The sequence below is a fragment of the Alloalcanivorax marinus genome (assembly GCF_016906305.1).
GTDB lineage: Bacteria > Pseudomonadota > Gammaproteobacteria > Pseudomonadales > Alcanivoracaceae > Alloalcanivorax > Alloalcanivorax marinus.
Map to the genome: position 1 here is coordinate 1 of NZ_JADDOL010000016.1, position 16,892 is coordinate 16,892.

Annotated in this window: 19 protein-coding genes; 10 read left to right on the forward strand and 9 right to left on the reverse strand. The window is 67.0% G+C overall.

Features of this window, described 5'->3' with window-relative positions; all coding sequences use genetic code 11:
• Positions 1-311: 311 nt before the first annotated feature.
• The 5 genes from IM760_RS13360 to IM760_RS13380 form a co-directional block, all read right to left on the reverse strand.
• Positions 312-1,274 (reverse strand): amidohydrolase family protein, encoded by a 963-nt coding sequence (locus tag IM760_RS13360; protein ID WP_204430151.1) that lies wholly within the window; start codon positions 1,272-1,274, stop codon positions 312-314.
• Complete coding sequence (locus IM760_RS13365) at positions 1,271-1,909, reverse strand: isochorismatase family protein (protein WP_204430152.1); 639 nt, start codon at positions 1,907-1,909, stop codon at positions 1,271-1,273. The genes IM760_RS13360 and IM760_RS13365 overlap by 4 nt, the downstream gene beginning before the upstream one ends.
• Positions 1,906-2,679, reverse strand: coding sequence for a maleate cis-trans isomerase family protein (locus IM760_RS13370; RefSeq protein ID WP_228232100.1), 774 nt, complete (start codon positions 2,677-2,679; stop codon positions 1,906-1,908). The genes IM760_RS13365 and IM760_RS13370 overlap by 4 nt, the downstream gene beginning before the upstream one ends.
• Positions 2,680-2,722: 43 nt before the next feature.
• A complete protein-coding gene (locus tag IM760_RS13375; protein ID WP_204430154.1) occupies positions 2,723-3,541 on the reverse strand; it encodes an alpha/beta fold hydrolase in 819 nt (272 codons plus the stop codon).
• A 201-nt stretch (positions 3,542-3,742) separates the two neighbouring features.
• The gene (locus IM760_RS13380; RefSeq protein ID WP_204430155.1) at positions 3,743-4,246 is read right to left on the reverse strand and encodes a MarR family winged helix-turn-helix transcriptional regulator; all 504 of its coding nucleotides are present in this window, start codon (positions 4,244-4,246) and stop codon (positions 3,743-3,745) included.
• Positions 4,247-4,465: 219 nt separating this feature from the next.
• Between IM760_RS13380 and IM760_RS13385 the strand changes: the two genes are divergently transcribed.
• Genes IM760_RS13385 through IM760_RS13410 form a run of 6 tightly spaced genes read left to right on the forward strand, consistent with a single transcriptional unit; the run spans position 4,466 to position 8,774 of the window.
• Positions 4,466-5,134 carry a riboflavin synthase gene (locus tag IM760_RS13385; protein WP_204430156.1) on the forward strand — a complete coding sequence of 223 codons (669 nt, stop codon included), beginning with the start codon at positions 4,466-4,468 and terminating at the stop codon, positions 5,132-5,134.
• 31 nt (positions 5,135-5,165) lie between these two features.
• Positions 5,166-6,275, forward strand: a complete 1,110-nt coding sequence (gene ribBA, locus IM760_RS13390; RefSeq protein WP_204430157.1) for a bifunctional 3,4-dihydroxy-2-butanone-4-phosphate synthase/GTP cyclohydrolase II — start codon at positions 5,166-5,168, stop codon at positions 6,273-6,275.
• 47 nt (positions 6,276-6,322) lie between these two features.
• Positions 6,323-6,793 (forward strand): 6,7-dimethyl-8-ribityllumazine synthase, encoded by a 471-nt coding sequence (ribH, locus tag IM760_RS13395; protein WP_204430159.1) that lies wholly within the window; start codon positions 6,323-6,325, stop codon positions 6,791-6,793.
• Positions 6,793-7,290: a transcription antitermination factor NusB gene (gene nusB / locus IM760_RS13400; RefSeq protein WP_204430161.1), complete on the forward strand. Its 498-nt coding sequence runs from the start codon at positions 6,793-6,795 to the stop codon at positions 7,288-7,290. Before ribH ends, nusB begins: the two co-directional genes overlap by 1 nt.
• 18 nt (positions 7,291-7,308) lie before the next feature.
• A complete protein-coding gene (thiL, locus tag IM760_RS13405; protein ID WP_204430163.1) occupies positions 7,309-8,232 on the forward strand; it encodes a thiamine-phosphate kinase in 924 nt (307 codons plus the stop codon).
• Between the two features lie 50 nt (positions 8,233-8,282).
• The gene (locus IM760_RS13410; RefSeq protein ID WP_204430165.1) at positions 8,283-8,774 is read left to right on the forward strand and encodes a phosphatidylglycerophosphatase A family protein; all 492 of its coding nucleotides are present in this window, start codon (positions 8,283-8,285) and stop codon (positions 8,772-8,774) included.
• Positions 8,775-8,897: 123 nt separating this feature from the next.
• Here IM760_RS13410 and dxs read toward each other — a convergent pair whose 3' ends face one another.
• The 4 genes from dxs to IM760_RS13430 form a co-directional block, all read right to left on the reverse strand.
• Positions 8,898-10,820 carry a 1-deoxy-D-xylulose-5-phosphate synthase gene (gene dxs / locus IM760_RS13415; RefSeq protein ID WP_204430167.1) on the reverse strand — a complete coding sequence of 641 codons (1,923 nt, stop codon included), beginning with the start codon at positions 10,818-10,820 and terminating at the stop codon, positions 8,898-8,900.
• 84 nt (positions 10,821-10,904) lie between these two features.
• Complete coding sequence (locus tag IM760_RS13420; protein ID WP_204430169.1) at positions 10,905-11,807, reverse strand: polyprenyl synthetase family protein; 903 nt, start codon at positions 11,805-11,807, stop codon at positions 10,905-10,907.
• Positions 11,797-12,033: an exodeoxyribonuclease VII small subunit gene (locus IM760_RS13425; protein WP_204430172.1), complete on the reverse strand. Its 237-nt coding sequence runs from the start codon at positions 12,031-12,033 to the stop codon at positions 11,797-11,799. Before IM760_RS13425 ends, IM760_RS13420 begins: the two co-directional genes overlap by 11 nt.
• Positions 12,034-12,107: 74 nt before the next feature.
• Entirely contained in the window at positions 12,108-12,518 is a 411-nt protein-coding gene (locus IM760_RS13430; protein WP_204430174.1) for a GFA family protein, read from the reverse strand.
• Between the two features lie 279 nt (positions 12,519-12,797).
• Here IM760_RS13430 and IM760_RS13435 point away from each other — a divergent pair, with 279 nt between their 5' ends.
• From IM760_RS13435 to IM760_RS13450, 4 genes are all read left to right on the forward strand, one after another.
• A complete protein-coding gene (locus IM760_RS13435; protein ID WP_204430176.1) occupies positions 12,798-13,652 on the forward strand; it encodes an SDR family oxidoreductase in 855 nt (284 codons plus the stop codon).
• Between the two features lie 39 nt (positions 13,653-13,691).
• Positions 13,692-14,636 carry a tRNA-dihydrouridine synthase gene (locus IM760_RS13440; protein ID WP_228232106.1) on the forward strand — a complete coding sequence of 315 codons (945 nt, stop codon included), beginning with the start codon at positions 13,692-13,694 and terminating at the stop codon, positions 14,634-14,636.
• A gap of 120 nt (positions 14,637-14,756) precedes the next feature.
• Complete coding sequence (locus IM760_RS13445) at positions 14,757-15,014, forward strand: DUF4212 domain-containing protein (RefSeq protein ID WP_204430179.1); 258 nt, start codon at positions 14,757-14,759, stop codon at positions 15,012-15,014.
• Between the two features lie 19 nt (positions 15,015-15,033).
• Entirely contained in the window at positions 15,034-16,830 is a 1,797-nt protein-coding gene (locus tag IM760_RS13450; protein WP_204430181.1) for a sodium:solute symporter family protein, read from the forward strand.
• Positions 16,831-16,892 lie beyond the last annotated feature (62 nt).

Sequence of the window (16,892 nt, forward strand, 5' to 3'; positions counted from 1 at the left end):
GCGTAATCTGATGAAATCTCATCGATCAGATGGTGCTAACTTGGGGGAAAGGTCAAGTGCGATTCGGGCGGAGGCCGCGGGCGGACTCCGGTTCATCCCTGAACGCCTGTTATTAATAGTCAGTATGCTGATCTATTGGCGGAAGCTGACCGCTCCAATGAGGATCAAGAGCAATTGTTGTGCCAGCCCCAGGCCCGCCAATGTCCGACTTTTTTGTATACTAGAGCACTTTATTGGTGCTATTGCACCGCTTTGATTCATATGGCGGGTCGGTTGCCCGCCTTTTTACCGCGCCGGCAGGCCGGCGGCGTTTAAAGTTTCAAAAGCCGCTTGGCGTTGTCGCGGCACACCTTGGCGCGCACTTCGTCGCTCATCGGCGCATCGTCGATAAAGCGGGTGGCCAGCTCCGTGGATTCGTAGGGGTAGTCCACGGAGAACAGCACGCCGTCCTCGCCCATCTCGCCGATGGCCGCCATCAGGGTCGGCGCCGAGCACACCCCGGACGTGGTGATCACGATATTGCGGCCGAAATACTCGGACGGTGCCCGCTCCAGCGTCACGCCCTGGGCGTACACCGGGAAGCGGCTGTCGAAACGCCAGCGCATGAACGGCAGCCCCTCGCCCATATGGCCGAGGATGATTTTCAGGTTCGGGAAGCGATCAAAGACACCGCCGAACAGCAGCCGCAGGGCGTGGGTGCCGGTTTCCACGCCCCAGCCCCACACGGCGCCGGCCAGTTCCGGATGGCCGCGCATGGAGTCCACTTCCTTCCAGGGATTGATCGGGTGCAGATACAGCGGCACGTCCAGGTCCTGCATGCGTTCCCAGAAAGCGTCGTAGGCCGGATCGTCGTAATAGACGCCGTTGGTATGGCCGTTCACCAGTGACCCCTTGAAGCCCAGTTCGCGCACCGCGTATTCCAATTCATCGGCGGCCGCCGCCGGGTCCTGCATGGCCAGGGTGGCGAAGCCGGCAAAGCGGTCGCCGTGGGGGGCGATGCGGTCGGCCAGATAGTCGTTGTTTTCCCGGGCGCGGCGAATCGCCCGTTGGGTGTCGGCTTCCGCCTGCACGCTCGGGCCGGACTGGGACAGCACCACGGTTTCGATGCCGTGGCGATCCATTTCTTCCAGCCGCAGCTGGTCGAAGTCGTCCAGTCGGGCGGCCAGTTCCCGCTGATCCGCCGATTCGATCTTGTCGAAGAACATGGCGGTGTATTCCTGGAAGCCCGGCGCCATGAAATGTTCTTCCAGGGCGATTTTCTTGATCGTGGTCATGGGGTCGTTCCCGCTTGCTTGAGATGGTCGAGGAAATCGGCGGTGTCGATCACATCGCCGTACTTGCCGTTGATGTCGAACAGGTTGGCCTCGTGGGGCGCCGGGTGGCGGTCGCCGACGGCGTCGCGCAACACCATCACGCGGAAGCCGTGTTGCAGGCCGTCCACCGCCGAGGCGCGAATGCAGCCGCTGGTGGAGCAGCCCACCAGCACCAGGGTGTCCACGCCCAGGGCGGTGAGCGTGGCGGCCAGGGAAGTGCCGAAGAAGGCGCTGGCGTATTGCTTGGTGATCACCAGCTCGTCGTCGAGGGGCAGCACCTGTTCGCAGAATTCCGCCAGCGGATTGCCGTTCACCATGGCTTTCATCACCGGCGCTTTCTTTACCCAGACGCCGCCGTCCAGGAACCGGCCGGGCTGATAGCGGATGTTGGTGTGGATTACTGGCAGGCCGGCGTCGCGGGCGGCGGCCAGGGCACGGGCGGCCGGGGGCAGGGCGGCCACCACGCCGGGGGCGTACAGATCGGCGCCGTCGGTGGTGTAGGCCTTCATGAAATCGATGCTGATCAACGCCGGGCGCCGGCCGAAGCCGATGCGCGTGTCCCAGACGCCGGCGTAGTTGTCGCTGGCGGAGGTCATGACGCCTTTGCCTCCGGGGTCGGGTAGCGGCCGCTCAGCAGGGCGCCGGCACCGGGCACCACGGGCTCCAGGCCAAGCCGGTCGAGCATGCCGCGTACCGTGCACACGGCGGTGGACACCACCGGAACGCCGAGCGCGTCCTCCACGGTCTGGATCGCCGGCAGCGAGGGCATCTGCACGCAGGCGGACAGCACCACCGCGTCCACGCCGCTGGTCTTCAGCTCGGCCACGTCCTCGATCAGTTTGAGCGGGTCGCGGCGGCCCACTTCCAGGTTGTCGGGAATTTCAAAGCAGCGCCAGTCAGTGACCTGCACGCCTTCGTGCTCGATGTAGGCCACCACTTTTTCGGTGAGCGGTTTCATGTAGGGCGCCAGCAGGGCCACTTTCCTGGCGCCCAGAATGTGCAGCCCTTCGACCAGCGCGCCGGCGGAGGTCATCACCGGCGCGTCGCAGTGATTTTCCCGGGCGGCCTGGCGCAGCTCTTCCTCGGTCTGGCGGTGGTAGCCCAGCCCCTGGGCCATGATCGCCACCAGGCAGGCGGTGCTCATCACGTCCACCCGGGCGTCGGCCAGCTCGGCGGCGCAGCGCACGCCCTGGGCGTTCATGGCTTTCAGCTCCTCCGGGGTCACCTTGTGCATGCGCATGCGGCTGGAATGGAAGGTGAAGCGCTCCGGGAAGCGGCTTTCCCGGGCGCGCAGCATGGCCGGGATTTCCGTTTCCATGGTGGTGTTGGAGCTGGGGACGATCTGTCCGATGCGATAGGGGGTCATGGCGTGGGTCCTCTTCTTATACGGGCCGTTGTACCCGGGGCGGTTAAAGCGGCTGATCGAGCAATTCGGAGAGGGCGCGGAAGAAACCTTCCAGATCGTCCCAGGGGATCATGTGCCCGGCGTCCGGCGCGCGGCTGATGCGCAGGTCCGGCAGTTGCTCGCGCAACTCCGCTTCGTCCTCGGGCAGGATCACATCGCCCCGGCCGGCCACCATCAGGCCGGTGCGGATACCGGTCAGGGCGGGCAGATCGGCGTGCACGTCGTCCTGGTGAAAGCCGTCGTAGCTGGTGCGAATGGCGCGCAGGTCGCAGGTGTGCAGCCACTCCGCGCGCAGGCGCAGCTGCTCCTCGCTCCAGGTGGCGCAGTAGTGGCGCATGCGCTCCGCGTCGATGCCCTGCTGGCATTCCCGAATGGAGTCCTCATACCAGGGCCAGGCGCTGGGGTAGGCCCGGCGGCCCGGGCCGGAGACCGGCGGGTCCACCATGATCAGGTGCGCGATACGGCTGTCCGCGCCGCCTCGCTTCACGGCGCGGATGCCGTGGCGGCCGCCCATGGAATGGCCGACCAGGATTACCTGGTGCAGGTCCTGGGCGCGGATCAGGGCCAGCACGTCGTCGGCGCAGGCGTCCAGGCCGTAGTCCAGATGTTCGCCGCTCTCCGACAGGCCACGGCCACGCACGTCCAGCACCCAGGTGTCGAAGTGCCGGCCCAGGCGTTCCGCCACGAAACCCCAGGTCACCGCCGGGCTGGTGATGCCGGGCACCAGCAGCAGGGCCGGGCCGTGGCCGCCGTAACGCAGTACGTGCTGGCGGATACCGTTGGCGTGGACATGGCGCCCGTACAGAAAGGTGGTGCCGGTCATGGACTGCTCCTGATTATTCCGCGATTGCTCGCAATATATATCAGTATACTTCCTAATTTCAAGGAAGAGTCCGGCGCCAGATTTCTCTATAAGTTATTGTATTTTATAGTTTTATCCATTGTTGGCGGCTTTTCGTGTCCGGCTAATAGTCAGTGTGCTTCCCAAATGACAAGACCCGGACGGAAAACGGCGCGGCTCGGCTCAGGTGGGATGGAACACGGCGCGGCCCAGGTGATTGTTGGCGCTCACCAGGCGCATCAGCATCATGATGAAGGCGTTCTGGTCTTCCGGCGGCAGCGGTGCCAGCAGCTTGTCCTGGGCGCGGCGCATGCTGTCGTACATCCGCCGGGTGATGCGCTCGCCTTCCTCGGTGAGGCGGCTGAGCTTCATGCGGCGATCGCGCTGGCTGGGGTGGCGGCTGACCAGGCCACGTTTTTCCAGGCGGCGCAGGATGTCGGCGGCGTTGCTGCGGTCGATGCCCACTTCCTGGGCCAGGGAGATCTGATCAATGTCCGGATGCTCGCGCAGCTCGGTGAGCACGCCGTACTGCACCGGGGTCAGGTCGAATTCCTCGCATTCGCTGAGGAACATGGCGTAGTGGATCTGGTTGAGCCGGCGGATCAGAAAACCGGCCCGGCTCCATAGCGGCATGGTTTCCGAATCCAGTGGCAGTGGATTCATGGGGGCGCTGTCTTGCTTCTTCATTACCCGGATTTCCTCCGATGATGGTGGCCGGCGAAGGCGCCGGCAGGGGCGGTCGGACGGACCGCCCGGTCTCTGGGCTTGCAAATATTGCCTATTTTTCAATCCGTCGTCGAACCGCCGGCCCGGTCGGCGCCGTGATCGCCCATTTGGCCCGCCGCCCCGGGACGTTTATCATAGGCGCCCCTTTCTCCCCGCACGCTTTCGCAGGAGCGGCTGACCATGTTCACAGGCATCATTGAGGCCCAGGGCCATATCGCGGCGCTGCTGCCCGACAACGGCGACGTGACCTTGCGCATCCAGAGCGCGGAACTGGACTTCGGCGACGTCAAGCTGGGCGATTCCATCGCCGTCAACGGCGTCTGTCTGACGGTCACCGCCCTGAGCGGCGGCGACAGCTTCAGCGCCGACGTGTCCGGCGAGACCCTGTCGCTGACGTCCCTGAAGCAGCTCAAGGCCGGCAGCCGGGTGAACCTGGAGAAGGCGATGACGCCGTCCACCCGCATGGGCGGCCACCTGGTCAGCGGCCATGTGGACGGTCTCGGCACGGTCCGGTCCCTGACCCGGGACGCACGCTCCGTGCGCATCGACATCGAGGCGCCGGCGGAGCTGGCCCGCTACATCGCCCAGAAGGGCTCGATCACCGTGGACGGCATCAGCCTGACGGTGAACAGCGTGGACGGCGCGGTGTTCTCCCTGAACATCATTCCCCACACCCAGCAGGTCACCACCATCCAGGATTGGGCGGTGGGGACGCCAGTGAATCTGGAAGTTGATATTATTGCGCGCTATCTGGAGCGGTTGCTGCTCGGCGAGCGCGCCGCCCAGGCCGGCTCCCAGGGCATTTCCATGGCGTTTCTGGCCGAGCACGGTTTTCTGAACGGCGTCTGACCCGGGGTCGGACGCGGACAAAGGCAGCTACATGCAACTCAACAGTATTGAAGAACTGATCGAGGACATCCGTCAGGGCAAGATGGTGATCCTGATGGACGACGAGGACCGGGAAAACGAGGGCGACCTGGTGATGGCCGCCGAGCACGTGACCCCGGAAGCGATCAATTTCATGGCCAAATACGGTCGCGGCCTGATCTGCATGCCCATGTCCCGGGCCCGTTGCGAGCAGCTCGATCTGCCGCTGATGGTGCGCGCCAACGGCAGCGGCTTCGGCACCAAGTTCACGGTCTCCATCGAGGCCCGCGAAGGCGTCACCACCGGCATTTCCGCCGCCGATCGGGCGCGCACCGTGCAGGCCGCGGTGGCCCGTGACGCCAAGGCATCGGACATCGTCCAGCCCGGCCACATTTTTCCGCTGATGGCGGAGCCCGGTGGCGTGCTGCGCCGCGCCGGCCACACCGAGGCGGCCTGCGACCTGGCGGTGATGGCCGGCTGTGAAGCCGCCGGCGTGATCTGCGAGGTAATGAACGAAGACGGGTCCATGGCGCGCCGCCCGGACCTGGAGGCGTTCGCCGAGCAGCACGGCATCAAGATCGGCACCATCGCCGACCTGATTCAGTACCGGGCGCTCAACGAGCAGACCATCGAGCAGGTTTCCGAGCACCCGCTGGACACCTGGTACGGTGAGTTCCGGCTGGTGGCCTTCAACGACACCGTGGACGGGCACCTGCACGTGGCGCTGGTGAAGGGCGAGATCCGGGAAGACAAGGAGGTGCTGGTGCGGGTGCATCAGGTGGACCCGCTGCGCGATCTGATGAGCGCCAAGCTGGACGGCCGCACCGGCTGGAACATGCACCGGGTGCTGGAAGCCCTGTCCGAGGCGGAGGCCGGCGTGGTGATCCTGCTGGCCCAGGACGAGGACGCGGAGCCCACCCTCAACCGCCTGCGGGCGTTCTTCGAGGGGCAGACCCAGGCGCCCAAGGGGCAGTCCCGGGCCTACCGCAATATCGGTACCGGCTCGCAGATTCTCAAGGCACTGGGTGTGCGCAAGATGCGCCTGCTCAGCTCGCCGATGCGCTTTAACGCGCTCTCCGGCTTCGGCCTGGAGATTACCGAATACGTGGAAGCGGACAGCTGACAGAGACGGCACTCGCGCGCCGCGCGGGCCAAAAAAGGAAACACGACATGCACGACATCAAGACCTTCGAAGGCACCCTGAACAACGTGGGCGGCCGTTACGCCCTGGTGGTGACCCGTTTCAACAGCTTCGTGGTGGAAGCCCTGCTGGCCGGCGCGGTGGATGCCCTGGTGCGCCACGGTGTGAGCCGTGACGACATCGAAATCATCCGCGTGCCCGGTGCCTGGGAACTGCCGGTGGCGGTGAAGAACCTGCTGGCCAAGCGCGACTACGACGCGGTGGTGGCGCTGGGCGCGGTGATCCGTGGCGGCACCGCCCATTTCGAATACGTGGCCGGCGAAGCGGCCAAGGGCCTGGCGGCGGTCCAGAACGACTCCGGCGTGCCGGTGGCGTTCGGCGTGCTGACCGTGGACAGCATCGAACAGGCCATTGAGCGCAGCGGTACCAAAGCCGGCAACAAAGGCGCGGAAGCCGCCCTGTCCGCGCTGGAAATGGTTTCCCTGCTCAAGGCGCTTTGATGACCGTTCCGTCTTCCCCCTCCGCGCGCCGCAAGGCGCGCCGTTACGCTCTGCAGGCGCTGTATCAATGGCAGCTGGCCGGCAGCGCGCTGAGCGACATCGAGGCGCAGTTCCTGGCCACCAACGATATGGAAAAGGTGGACCGCGTCTATTTCCACGACCTGCTGCACGGCGTGCCGGGTCAGGTCGGTGAACTGGACGAGGCGCTGCGGCCGTTTCTGGACCGCCGCGTGGAGGAACTCTCCCAGGTGGAGAAAGCCCTGCTGCGACTGGGCGCCTTCGAGCTCAAGGAGCGCCTGGACGTGCCCTACCGGGTGGTGATCAACGAGGGCATCGAGCTGGCCAAGGTGTTCGGCGCCGAGGATTCCTTCAAATACGTCAACGGCGTGCTCGACAAGCTGGCGCGGCGCCTGCGCTCCGCGGAAACCGCCCATCGCCGCCGTGAGCCGGACAATACGGATCAGGACAGCGGCGACCGGGACGGCGGCGACGCCTGAGCCGCCCGGGAGCGGGCCATGGATGAATTCTCCCTGATCGAACGCTACTTTCGCCGTTCCGGTGGCCCGGGCGGCGAAGGCGTGCTGCTGGGCCCCGGCGACGACGCCGCGCTGCTGGCCCCGCCCGCCGGCGAACAGCTGGTGATGACCCTGGACACCAGCATTGCCGGTCGCCACTTCCCCGAGGATCTGCCCGCCTTCGAGACCGGTCACCGCTGTCTGGCGGTGAACCTGTCCGACCTGTACGCCATGGGCGCCCGCCCGCTCTGGTTTCTGCTGTCGTTGACCCTGCCCCGGGTGGAGGAAGCCTGGCTGGCGGAGTTCAGCCGGGGCCTGTTCGCCCTGGCGGACCGGGCCGGCATCGAGCTGGTGGGCGGGGACATCACCCGGGGCCCGCTGAGCGTGGCGATTCAGGCCACCGGCGCGGTGCGCGCCGACCGGGTGCTGCGCCGCGACGGCGCCCTGCCGGGGCAGGTGCTGGCGGTGGGTGGCGTGCCCGGCCTGGGCGGGCTGGGGTTGCGTCACTGGCAGGCCGGTCGCCGGGATTCGTTCAGCGCCCGCCATTTCGCCGCCCCGGACCTGGACCTGACCCTGGGCCAGCGCCTGGCCGGCCGCGCCGGCGCCTGCATCGACATCTCCGACGGCCTGCTCCAGGACCTGGGCCATGTGCTCAAGGCCAGCGGCGGGCTGGGCGCGGTGATCGACACCGCGGCGCTGCCGGTGAACGAGGAACTGGCCGCCCTGGACGCGGACGATCGGTTGGCGCTGCAGCTGTCCGGCGGCGACGACTACCGGCTGCTGTTCACCTGGCCCGCCGACGAGCCCCTGCCGGAGGGCACCGTTGCCATCGGCCGCATTACCGGCCCCGGCCCGGTGCGCCTGCGCGACCCGGACGGCACCGAGCGCCCCGCCGACATCCCCGGCTGGCGCCATTTTTCGTAGAAACGCCGCTCCTGCAATAGCCGCACGGAATCCAACCAAGGAAACGCCCTATGCATCCGGAATCCTTTCTCGTCCTGCTGGCCCAGGGCCTGGGCGCCGGTCTTTCCCCCTGGGCGCCGGGCACGGTGGCCTCGTTGCTGTTTCTGCTGCTCTGGTGGCCGTTGGCGAGGCTTTCCCGGCCGCGCTATCTGCTGGTGGTGTTGCTGGTGGCGGTGGCCGGCGTGCCGCTCTGCGGGCTGGCGTCCGGGACGCTGGGCGTCCATGACGCGGCCTCGGTGGTCTGGGACGAGCTGGGTGGGTTGCTGCTGGCCCTGGCGGTGGTGCCCCGGCATCCGGGCTGGGGCCTGGCGGGCTTCGCGGCGTTCCGTTTCTTCGATGTGCTCAAGCCGGGCCCGGTGGGCTGGGTGGACCTGCACCTGAACGGGGGGCTCGGCATCGTGCTGGACGATCTGGTGGCGGGCGGGCTGGCCCTGGTGGTGCTGTGGTTGATGGTATGGGGGCGCGGCAGGGGCGGTTTTAGCCGAGATGGCCATACAGATTGATCGCGGCTAAAGCGGATTGCCACCCAGCCGCTCCTGCTAAACCGGACTGTCGTCATGGCTACCACCGCCGTTGTGGCGGAACGCCGCCGCCCGCTCTACAACGGCGCCTGCCGCTAAGCGGACTCAGGCCCGGTGGGGCAGGGCGCTTTCCAGCCGCTTGAGGCGTTCGCGCACGCTGGCCTCGATGCCGGCGGCGTCCAGGCCGTGCTGGGCCAGCAGCTCGTCGCGCTTGCCGTGATGGATAAAGTGGTCCGGCAGCCCCAGATTGAGCACCGGCACCGCCAGGCCCTCGTCCAGCACCAGTTCGTTCACCGCCGAGCCGGCGCCGCCCATGCGTTGATGGTCTTCCAGGGTCACCAGCAGGCTGTGGCGGGCGGCGGCGTCCAGCACCGCCTCGCGGTCCAGGGGTTTCACCCAGCGCATGTCGATGACGGTGGCGTCCAGCTTCTCCGCCGCCTCCCGGGCCGCCGGCACCAGGGCGCCGAAGGCGAGCAGGGCGGCCGGGCCCTTGCCCTGGCGCAGGGTGCGGCTCTCGCCCACCGGCAGGGCGGTCATGGCGTACTGAATGGCGGCGCCGGGGCCGGTGCCGCGCGGGTAGCGCACCGCCGCCGGGCCCTCATGCAGCCAGGCGGTGTAGAGCAACTGGCGGCACTCGTTTTCGTCGGAGGGCGCCGCCACGATCATATTGGGCACGGTGCGCAGGTAGGCCAGATCGAACACGCCGCCGTGGGTGGCGCCGTCCTCGCCCACCAGGCCGGCCCGGTCCAGGCCGAAGGTCACGTCCAGGTTCTGCAGGGCCACGTCGTGGATCAGCTGATCGTAGGCGCGCTGCAGGAAGGTGGAGTAGATCGCCACCACCGGCTTGCGGCCCTCGCAGGCCATGCCGCCGGCCAGGGTCACCGCGTGCTGCTCGCAGATCGCCACGTCGTGGTAGCGGTCCGGGAAGCGACGGGCGAAGTCCACCATGCCGGAGCCTTCACACATGGCCGGGGTGATGCCGATCAGCCGTTCATCCTTCTCCGCCAGGTCGCACAGCCAGTCGCCGAACACCTGCTGGTACTTGGGCCCCTTGGGCGCCGCCGGTTTGGCCACCTGGACCTTGGGTTTGGGCTCGATCTTGTTGATCGCGTGGTAGCCCACCGGGTCCGCCTCGGCGGGGCCGAAGCCCTTGCCCTTGGTGGTGTAGACGTGCAGCAGCTGCGGGCCTTCCAGGTCGCGCATGGTGGCCAGGGTGGCGGTGAGCTCGTCCAGGTCGTGGCCGTCGATGGGACCGATGTAGTTGAAGCCGATGGCCTCGAACAGCATGTCCGGGCTCACCATGTTCTTCATGCTCTCTTCGGTGCGGCGCGCGAAGTCCCAGGCGGCCGGCATGGCGGAGAGCACCTTCTTGCCGCCCTCGCGCAGGGCGATATAGGTCTTGGAGGCCCAGATGCGGGCGAAGTAGTTGGCCAGCCCGCCCACGTTGTGGCCGATGGACATGGTGTTGTCGTTGAGCACCACCAGCAGGTTGGCGCGGGTGTGGGCGGCGTGGCTGAGCGCCTCGAAGGCCTGGCCGGCGGTCATGGCGCCGTCGCCGATCACCGCCACCGTGCGGCGCTTCTCGCCGGCGTTTTCGGCGCCCAGGGCCATGCCCAGGGCGGCGCTGATGGAGGTGGAGGAGTGGCCCACGCCGAAGGTGTCGTACTCGGATTCACCGCGCTTGGGGAAGCCGGACGGTCCGCCCTGCTGACGCACCTTGAGCAGGTCGTCGCGGCGGCCGGTAAGAATCTTGTGCGGGTAGCACTGGTGGCCCACGTCCCAGACCAGCCGGTCGTGGGGCGTCTCGAACAGGTAATGCAGCGCCAGGGTCAGCTCCACCACGCCCAGGCCGGCACCGAAGTGGCCGCCGCTGCGGCCCACCGCGTAAAGCAGGTAGGCGCGCAATTCGTCGGCCAGCCGCTCCAGTTGCGCCTCCGGCAGCTGGCGCAGGTCCGCCGGCGCCGCGATGCGGTCCAGCAGTGGCGTGTTCGGGCGGGTCAACGGAATGTCGGTGAACGTCTTTGGCATGGATTCGAGCCTGAATCAGTCAGCGGCGGCATGACAAGGGCGAAGTATAACGGTCACGGCCGGGGTGCGTCAGTGGCCGCGCCGTCAGTGCGTGCGCTGCACGATAAAGTCCGCCAATTGTTGCAGAGGCCGGGCGGCGGCGCCGTAGCCGTCCAGGGCGGCGAGGGCCTGCTCGCACAGGGCCTGGGCCCGTTGGCGGCTGGCGTCCAGGCCGAGCAGGGCCGGGAAGGTGCTTTTACCGTGTTTTTCATCGGAGCGGCTGGGCTTGCCCAGCTGATCGGTGTCGGCGGTGACGTCGAGAATGTCGTCCTGAATCTGGAAGGCCAGGCCGATGGCGTCGCCGAAGGCGATCAGGGCGGCTTCCAGGTCGGCGTCGGCGCGCTCCGCCGCGTGGTAGCCGAGCAGCAGGCTGGCGGTGATCAGGCGCCCGGTCTTCAGGTAGTGCATGCGTTCCAGGGCGGCCAGGTCCTGCAGGCGGCCGTGGGCGGCCATGTCCAGCATCTGGCCGGCGGCCATGCCGGTGCCGCCGGCGGCCCGGCACAGCACCCGCACCATGGCCACCCGGGCGGCGTCGGAGTAGTCGCCGCTGCCGGCCAGCAGATCGAAGGCCAGGGTGTGCAGGGTGTCGCCGGCGAGAATCGCGGTGGCCTCGTCGAAGGCCCGGTGGCAGGTGGGTTTGCCGCGCCGCAGGTCGTCGTCGTCCATGGCGGGCAGGTCATCGTGAACCAGGGAGTAGGCGTGGATCGCTTCCACCGCCACCGCCGCCACGTCGGCGCGCTCCGGCTCGCCGCCGGCCAGCCGGCAGGCGGCGTACACCAGCATCGGGCGGATGCGCTTGCCGCCATTCAGCGCCGCGTAGCGCATCGCCTCGGCCAGCCGCGGGCTGGCGCTGGTGGCCGGGTCCGGCAGCAGGCGCTGCAGCGCCGCCTGGAGCCGGGCGCGGGCTTCGTCGGCGAACGGCTCGAGCCGGTTCGGGTCACTGTTCATCGCGGTCTTCGAACGGCGCGGGCTCCGCGTTCGGGTCCTGGTCGAGCAGAATGCGCACCTTCTGCTCGGCCCGGGTCAGGGCCTGCTGGCATTCGCGGGTCAGCTTGACCCCCTGTTCGAAGGCCGCCAGCGATTCCTCCAGGGTCAGGTCACCGGACTCCATCCGCTCCACCAGGGCTTCCAGGCTGTCCAGGGCTTCTTCCAACTGCGGGGCTTTACTGGCCATGGGTCTCTCTCTCGGAATGCGGCGCAACAGTACTGGAGCGCCGTGGGGCGGTCAATCCGGCGGGGGTTCCGGTGCTAGGCGCCCGGGAGCCCGGCGTACTTCTTGGCGCCGATGCCGGGCTCGTACCATGCGGCCCGGTCTTCCCAGAAAATGTGGTCGTTGGGGTCCATATCCGGGGACTGATCCAGGCCGCCGGCGGGGATTACCGCCACGTCGCTGCCCCGACTCAGGTGGGGCACCATGCTGCCGCACTCACTGCAGAACGCCCGGGAGAAGGACTTCGCTTCGGGCAGGTCAAAACGCCGCACCAGGTCCTCGCCGCTGAGCCATTCCAGGCTGTCCGCGGGGGCCATCAGGTTGGCGGCGTGGGCGGTGCCGCTGAAGCGCCGGCAGCGGGAGCAGTGGCAGAGGTGAAACTGATGAAAAGGGCCATGGATCCGGTAACGCACCTTGCCACACAGGCAACCGCCATCATGGGTACTCATGGGCAAAATCCTCATTCCAAAAGGGTCTAACCACGGCCTTCCGCCGGGGTGCCGGGCCACCTATAGTGAAATGCCCGCCGGGTCGTCGCAAGCGGCTTCTTCCTCTGATCTCCTTATATCTATGGCGTTTCGCTTGCGGTGCCGGCGGGGTCTCAATGCTGCATTGTTTTACCTTTGCGCGCTTGGCGTCCGCCCCGCGCCCTTCCTAGACTGACCCGGAACGTTTCAAAAACACGGCCGCAGGACGCGGTCCGTCCGTCGACGACGAAGGAGTGCATCATGAGCGACGAACATTTTCCGCCGCAGCACCAACAGCACCAGCCGGGCCAGGAACACCGCATGGACCCGGAACCGAAATACATCCGTGACGATTACCGGGGCGCCGACAAGCTGAGTGGCCGGGTGGCGCTGATCACCGGCGGCGACAGCGGCATCGGCCGCGCCGTGGCGCTGCATTTCGCCCGCGAGGGCGCGGACTGCGCGCTGGTCTATCTGGACGAGGAAACCGACGCCGAGGACACCGCCCGGCTGGTCCGCGAGGAGGGCCGCCGTTGCCTGACCCTGCGCGGCGACGTGGGCGACCCGGACTTTTGTGAGGAGTCGGTGCGACGCACAGTGGAGGAACTGGGCGGCCTCAACGTGCTGGTTCTCAACGCCGCCGAGCAGTACGACTGGAAGCGCATCACCGAACTGGAAAACGACCAGTTGGAGCGTACCTTCCGCACCAATGTGTTCAGCCATTTCTACCTGACCAAGGCGGCGCTGCCTCACCTGGAGGAAGGCGACAGCATCATTTCCACCTCCTCGATCAATGCCTTCAAGGGCAACGACACCCTGCTGGACTACACCGCCACCAAGGGGGCGGTGCAAGCGCTGGTGCGGTCGTTTTCCGGCGCCTTGCTGGAGCGCGGCGTGCGCGTCAACGCGGTGGCACCGGGGCCGATCTGGACGCCGCTGATCCCGGCCAGCTTCGACGCCGACAAGGTGGCGCAGTTCGGCGGTCAGGTGCCGATGAACCGGGCCGGCCAGCCCTGCGAGGTGGCGCCGGCTTATGTGTACCTGGCCAGCAATGACGCCAGTTACATCACCGGCCAGACCATCCACGTCAACGGCGGCGCCGTTCTCAACACCTGACCGGGCTCAACCGCGAAACGGGTGCTAGACTACGCGCCCATGAAACTGATCCTCGCCCCCATGGAGGGCCTGGCGGACTACTGGGTCCGTCAGGCCCTCACCGCCTCCGCCCGCTACGACTGGTGTGTCAGCGAATTCGTCCGCGTCAGCGGCGAAGTGCTGCCGCCGCGCGTCTTTTATCGCTGGTGCCCGGAGCTGCGCCACGGCGCCCGCACCCTGGCGGGGACGCCGGTGCATTTGCAATTGCTCGGCTCCGACCCGGCCTGCGTGGCGGACAACGCGGCGCGGGCGGTGGAGCTGGGGGCGCCGGCCATCGACCTGAACTTCGGCTGCCCGGCGAAAACCGTGAACCGCCATCGCGGCGGCGCCGTGCTGCTGGACGAACCGGAGCTGGTGCACGCGGTCACCGCCGCCGTGCGTGCCGCCGTGCCGGCGGCGGTGCCGGTGTCGGTGAAGATGCGCCTGGGCAATGCCGATGACGGCCGGGCTCTGGACAACGCGGTGGCGGTGCAGGACGCCGGCGCCGCCTGGCTGACCGTGCACGGGCGCACCAAGCGCCAGGGCTACCGGCCGCCGGCCTACTGGGATCGCATCGGCGATATTCGCCGGGCGGTGGCCCTGCCGGTGATCGCCAATGGCGAGATCTGGACCCGCGAGGACGCCCGCCGCTGCCAGCGCGAGAGCGGCTGTGACGATCTGATGCTGGGCCGGGGCGCGGTGGCCGATCCGCTGCTCTGCCGGGAAGTGCGTGGTGGCCCGGCGGCGGGTTGGGACGAGGTGCTGGCGGTGCTTTGCCGGTTCGCCGATGCCATCGTCGACACCGGCACCGACGCCCAGCTGTGCGGTCGGGTCAAACAATGGCTCAGCTATTCCCGACGCCGCTGGCCGGAAGCCGGCCCCCTGCTGGAATCCGTGAAACGGGAAACCCGTCTTGCCCCTCTGACCGCCGCGCTGTACCGCGCCGCCGGTACCCAGCCGGCCTGAGCCCGCGCCGCCCCTCCCCTGCGTTCGACTAAAGTCATACTGTGGCCGCTCGCGCCTTTGTTTAGTCTCTGCGGCAAGACTCGCAAGAGTTTTTCAGTCAGTACGCAGAGGGGTAGACCAATGAAAGAAGAAAATGCCCGCGCCTACTGGGCCGCCAACGTCCGGTTGATTCTGAGTTACCTGGTTGTCTGGTTCGTCGTGTCCTACGGTTGCGGCATCCTGCTCGCGGATGCGCTCAACAACATTCAGTTCTTCGGTTTCAAACTGGGCTTCTGGTTCGCTCAACAAGGCTCGATCTATGTGTTCCTGGCGCTGATCATCATGTACGCGCGCTCGATGAACAAACTGGATCGCAAATTCGACGTCCACGAAGAGTAATAAAAAGAGGACCGGAAAAATGGATGTTCAACTTCTGACTTATCTGTTTGTGGGCGGGTCGTTCGCGCTGTACATCGGCATTGCGATCTGGTCCCGGGCGGGTTCCACCAAAGAGTTCTATGTGGCCGGTGGCGGCGTGTCGCCGCTGGCCAACGGCGCGGCCACCGCCGCGGACTGGATGTCGGCGGCATCCTTTATCTCCATGGCGGGGATCATCGCCTTCGCCGGTTACGATGCGTCGGTTTACCTGATGGGGTGGACCGGCGGCTATGTGTTGCTGGCCATGCTGCTGGCGCCCTATCTGCGTAAGTTCGGCAAGTTCACCGTGCCGGACTTTATCGGCGACCGTTACTATTCCAACGTGGCCCGCACCGTGGCGGTGATCTGCGTGATCTTCGTTTCGTTCACCTACGTGGCCGGGCAAATGCGCGGCGTCGGCATCGTGTTCGCCCGCTTCCTGGAAGTGGATGTGAACGTGGGCGTGATCATCGGCATGGCGATCGTGTTCTTCTATGCGGTGCTGGGTGGCATGAAAGGCATCACCTACACCCAGGTGGCGCAGTACTGCGTGCTGATCTTCGCCTTCCTGGTGCCGGCGGTGTTCCTGTCCATCATGATGACCGGCCATGTGCTGCCGCAGACCGGCTTCGGCGCCACGGTACTCGATGCCGCCGGCAACGACACCGGCGTATACCTGCTCGACCGGCTGGATCAGATCGTTCAGGACCTGGGCTTCGGCGCCTATACCGACGGCTCCAAGAGCACCATCGATGTGTTCTTCATCACCGCCGCCCTGATGTGCGGTACCGCCGGTCTGCCCCACGTGATCGTGCGCTTCTTCACCGTGCCGACGGTACGCGACGCACGCATCAGCGCCGGCTGGGCCCTGTTCTTTATCGCTCTGCTGTACACCACCGCGCCGGCGGTGGGCGCCTTCGCGCGCACCAACCTGATCGAGACCGTCAACAACACCGAGTACCAGGAGCTGCCCGGCTGGTTCTATAACTGGGAAAACTCCGGTCTGATCGGCTGGCTGGACAAGAACAACGACGGCCGCGTGCAGATGGCCGCCGGCGACCCCTTCAAGGGCGCGCCGACCTTCGCGGGCAGCCGTGAGGAAGCCACCGGCGACGTGGGTCAGCGGGTGATCACCAACGCGCCCACCGACAACGCCTCCGAGATCTACGTGGACCGGGACATCATGGTGCTCGCCAACCCGGAAATCGGCAATCTGCCGGCCTGGGTGATCGCCCTGGTGGCCGCCGGTGGCGTGGCCGCGGCGCTGTCCACGGCGGCCGGGCTGTTGCTGGTGATCTCCTCGGCGGTGTCCCACGACCTGCTCAAGAAGACGCTCAAGCCGGACATCAGCGAGAAGCAGGAGCTGTTGGCCGCGCGGCTGGCGGCGGTGGTGGCGATCATCATCGCCGGCTACTTCGGCATCAATCCACCGGGCTTCGTGGCGCAGGTGGTCGCCTTCGCGTTCGGCCTGGCGGCGGCCAGCTTCTTCCCGGTGATTCTCATGGGCATCTTCTACAAGCGCATGAACAAGGAAGGGGCGATCGCCGGCATGGCCGTGGGCCTGGCCTTCACCTTCTGCTACATCGTTTACTTCAAGTTCGTGTCGCCGGAGCTGAACACCGCGGACAACTGGCTGTTCGGGGTGTCACCTGAGGGCATCGGTACCGTGGGCATGATCCTCAACTTTATCGTCGCCCTGGTGGTGTCCCGCGTGACCGCGCCGCCGCCGGAGCACATCCAGCATATCGTCGAGGACATCCGTGTACCGCGCGGCGCCGGAGCGGCCCAGGCCCACTGACGCCCGCCACGGTAAACGGAGTAAACTGAAATCGGGGTGGCGCGTGGCGCCGCCCCGATTGC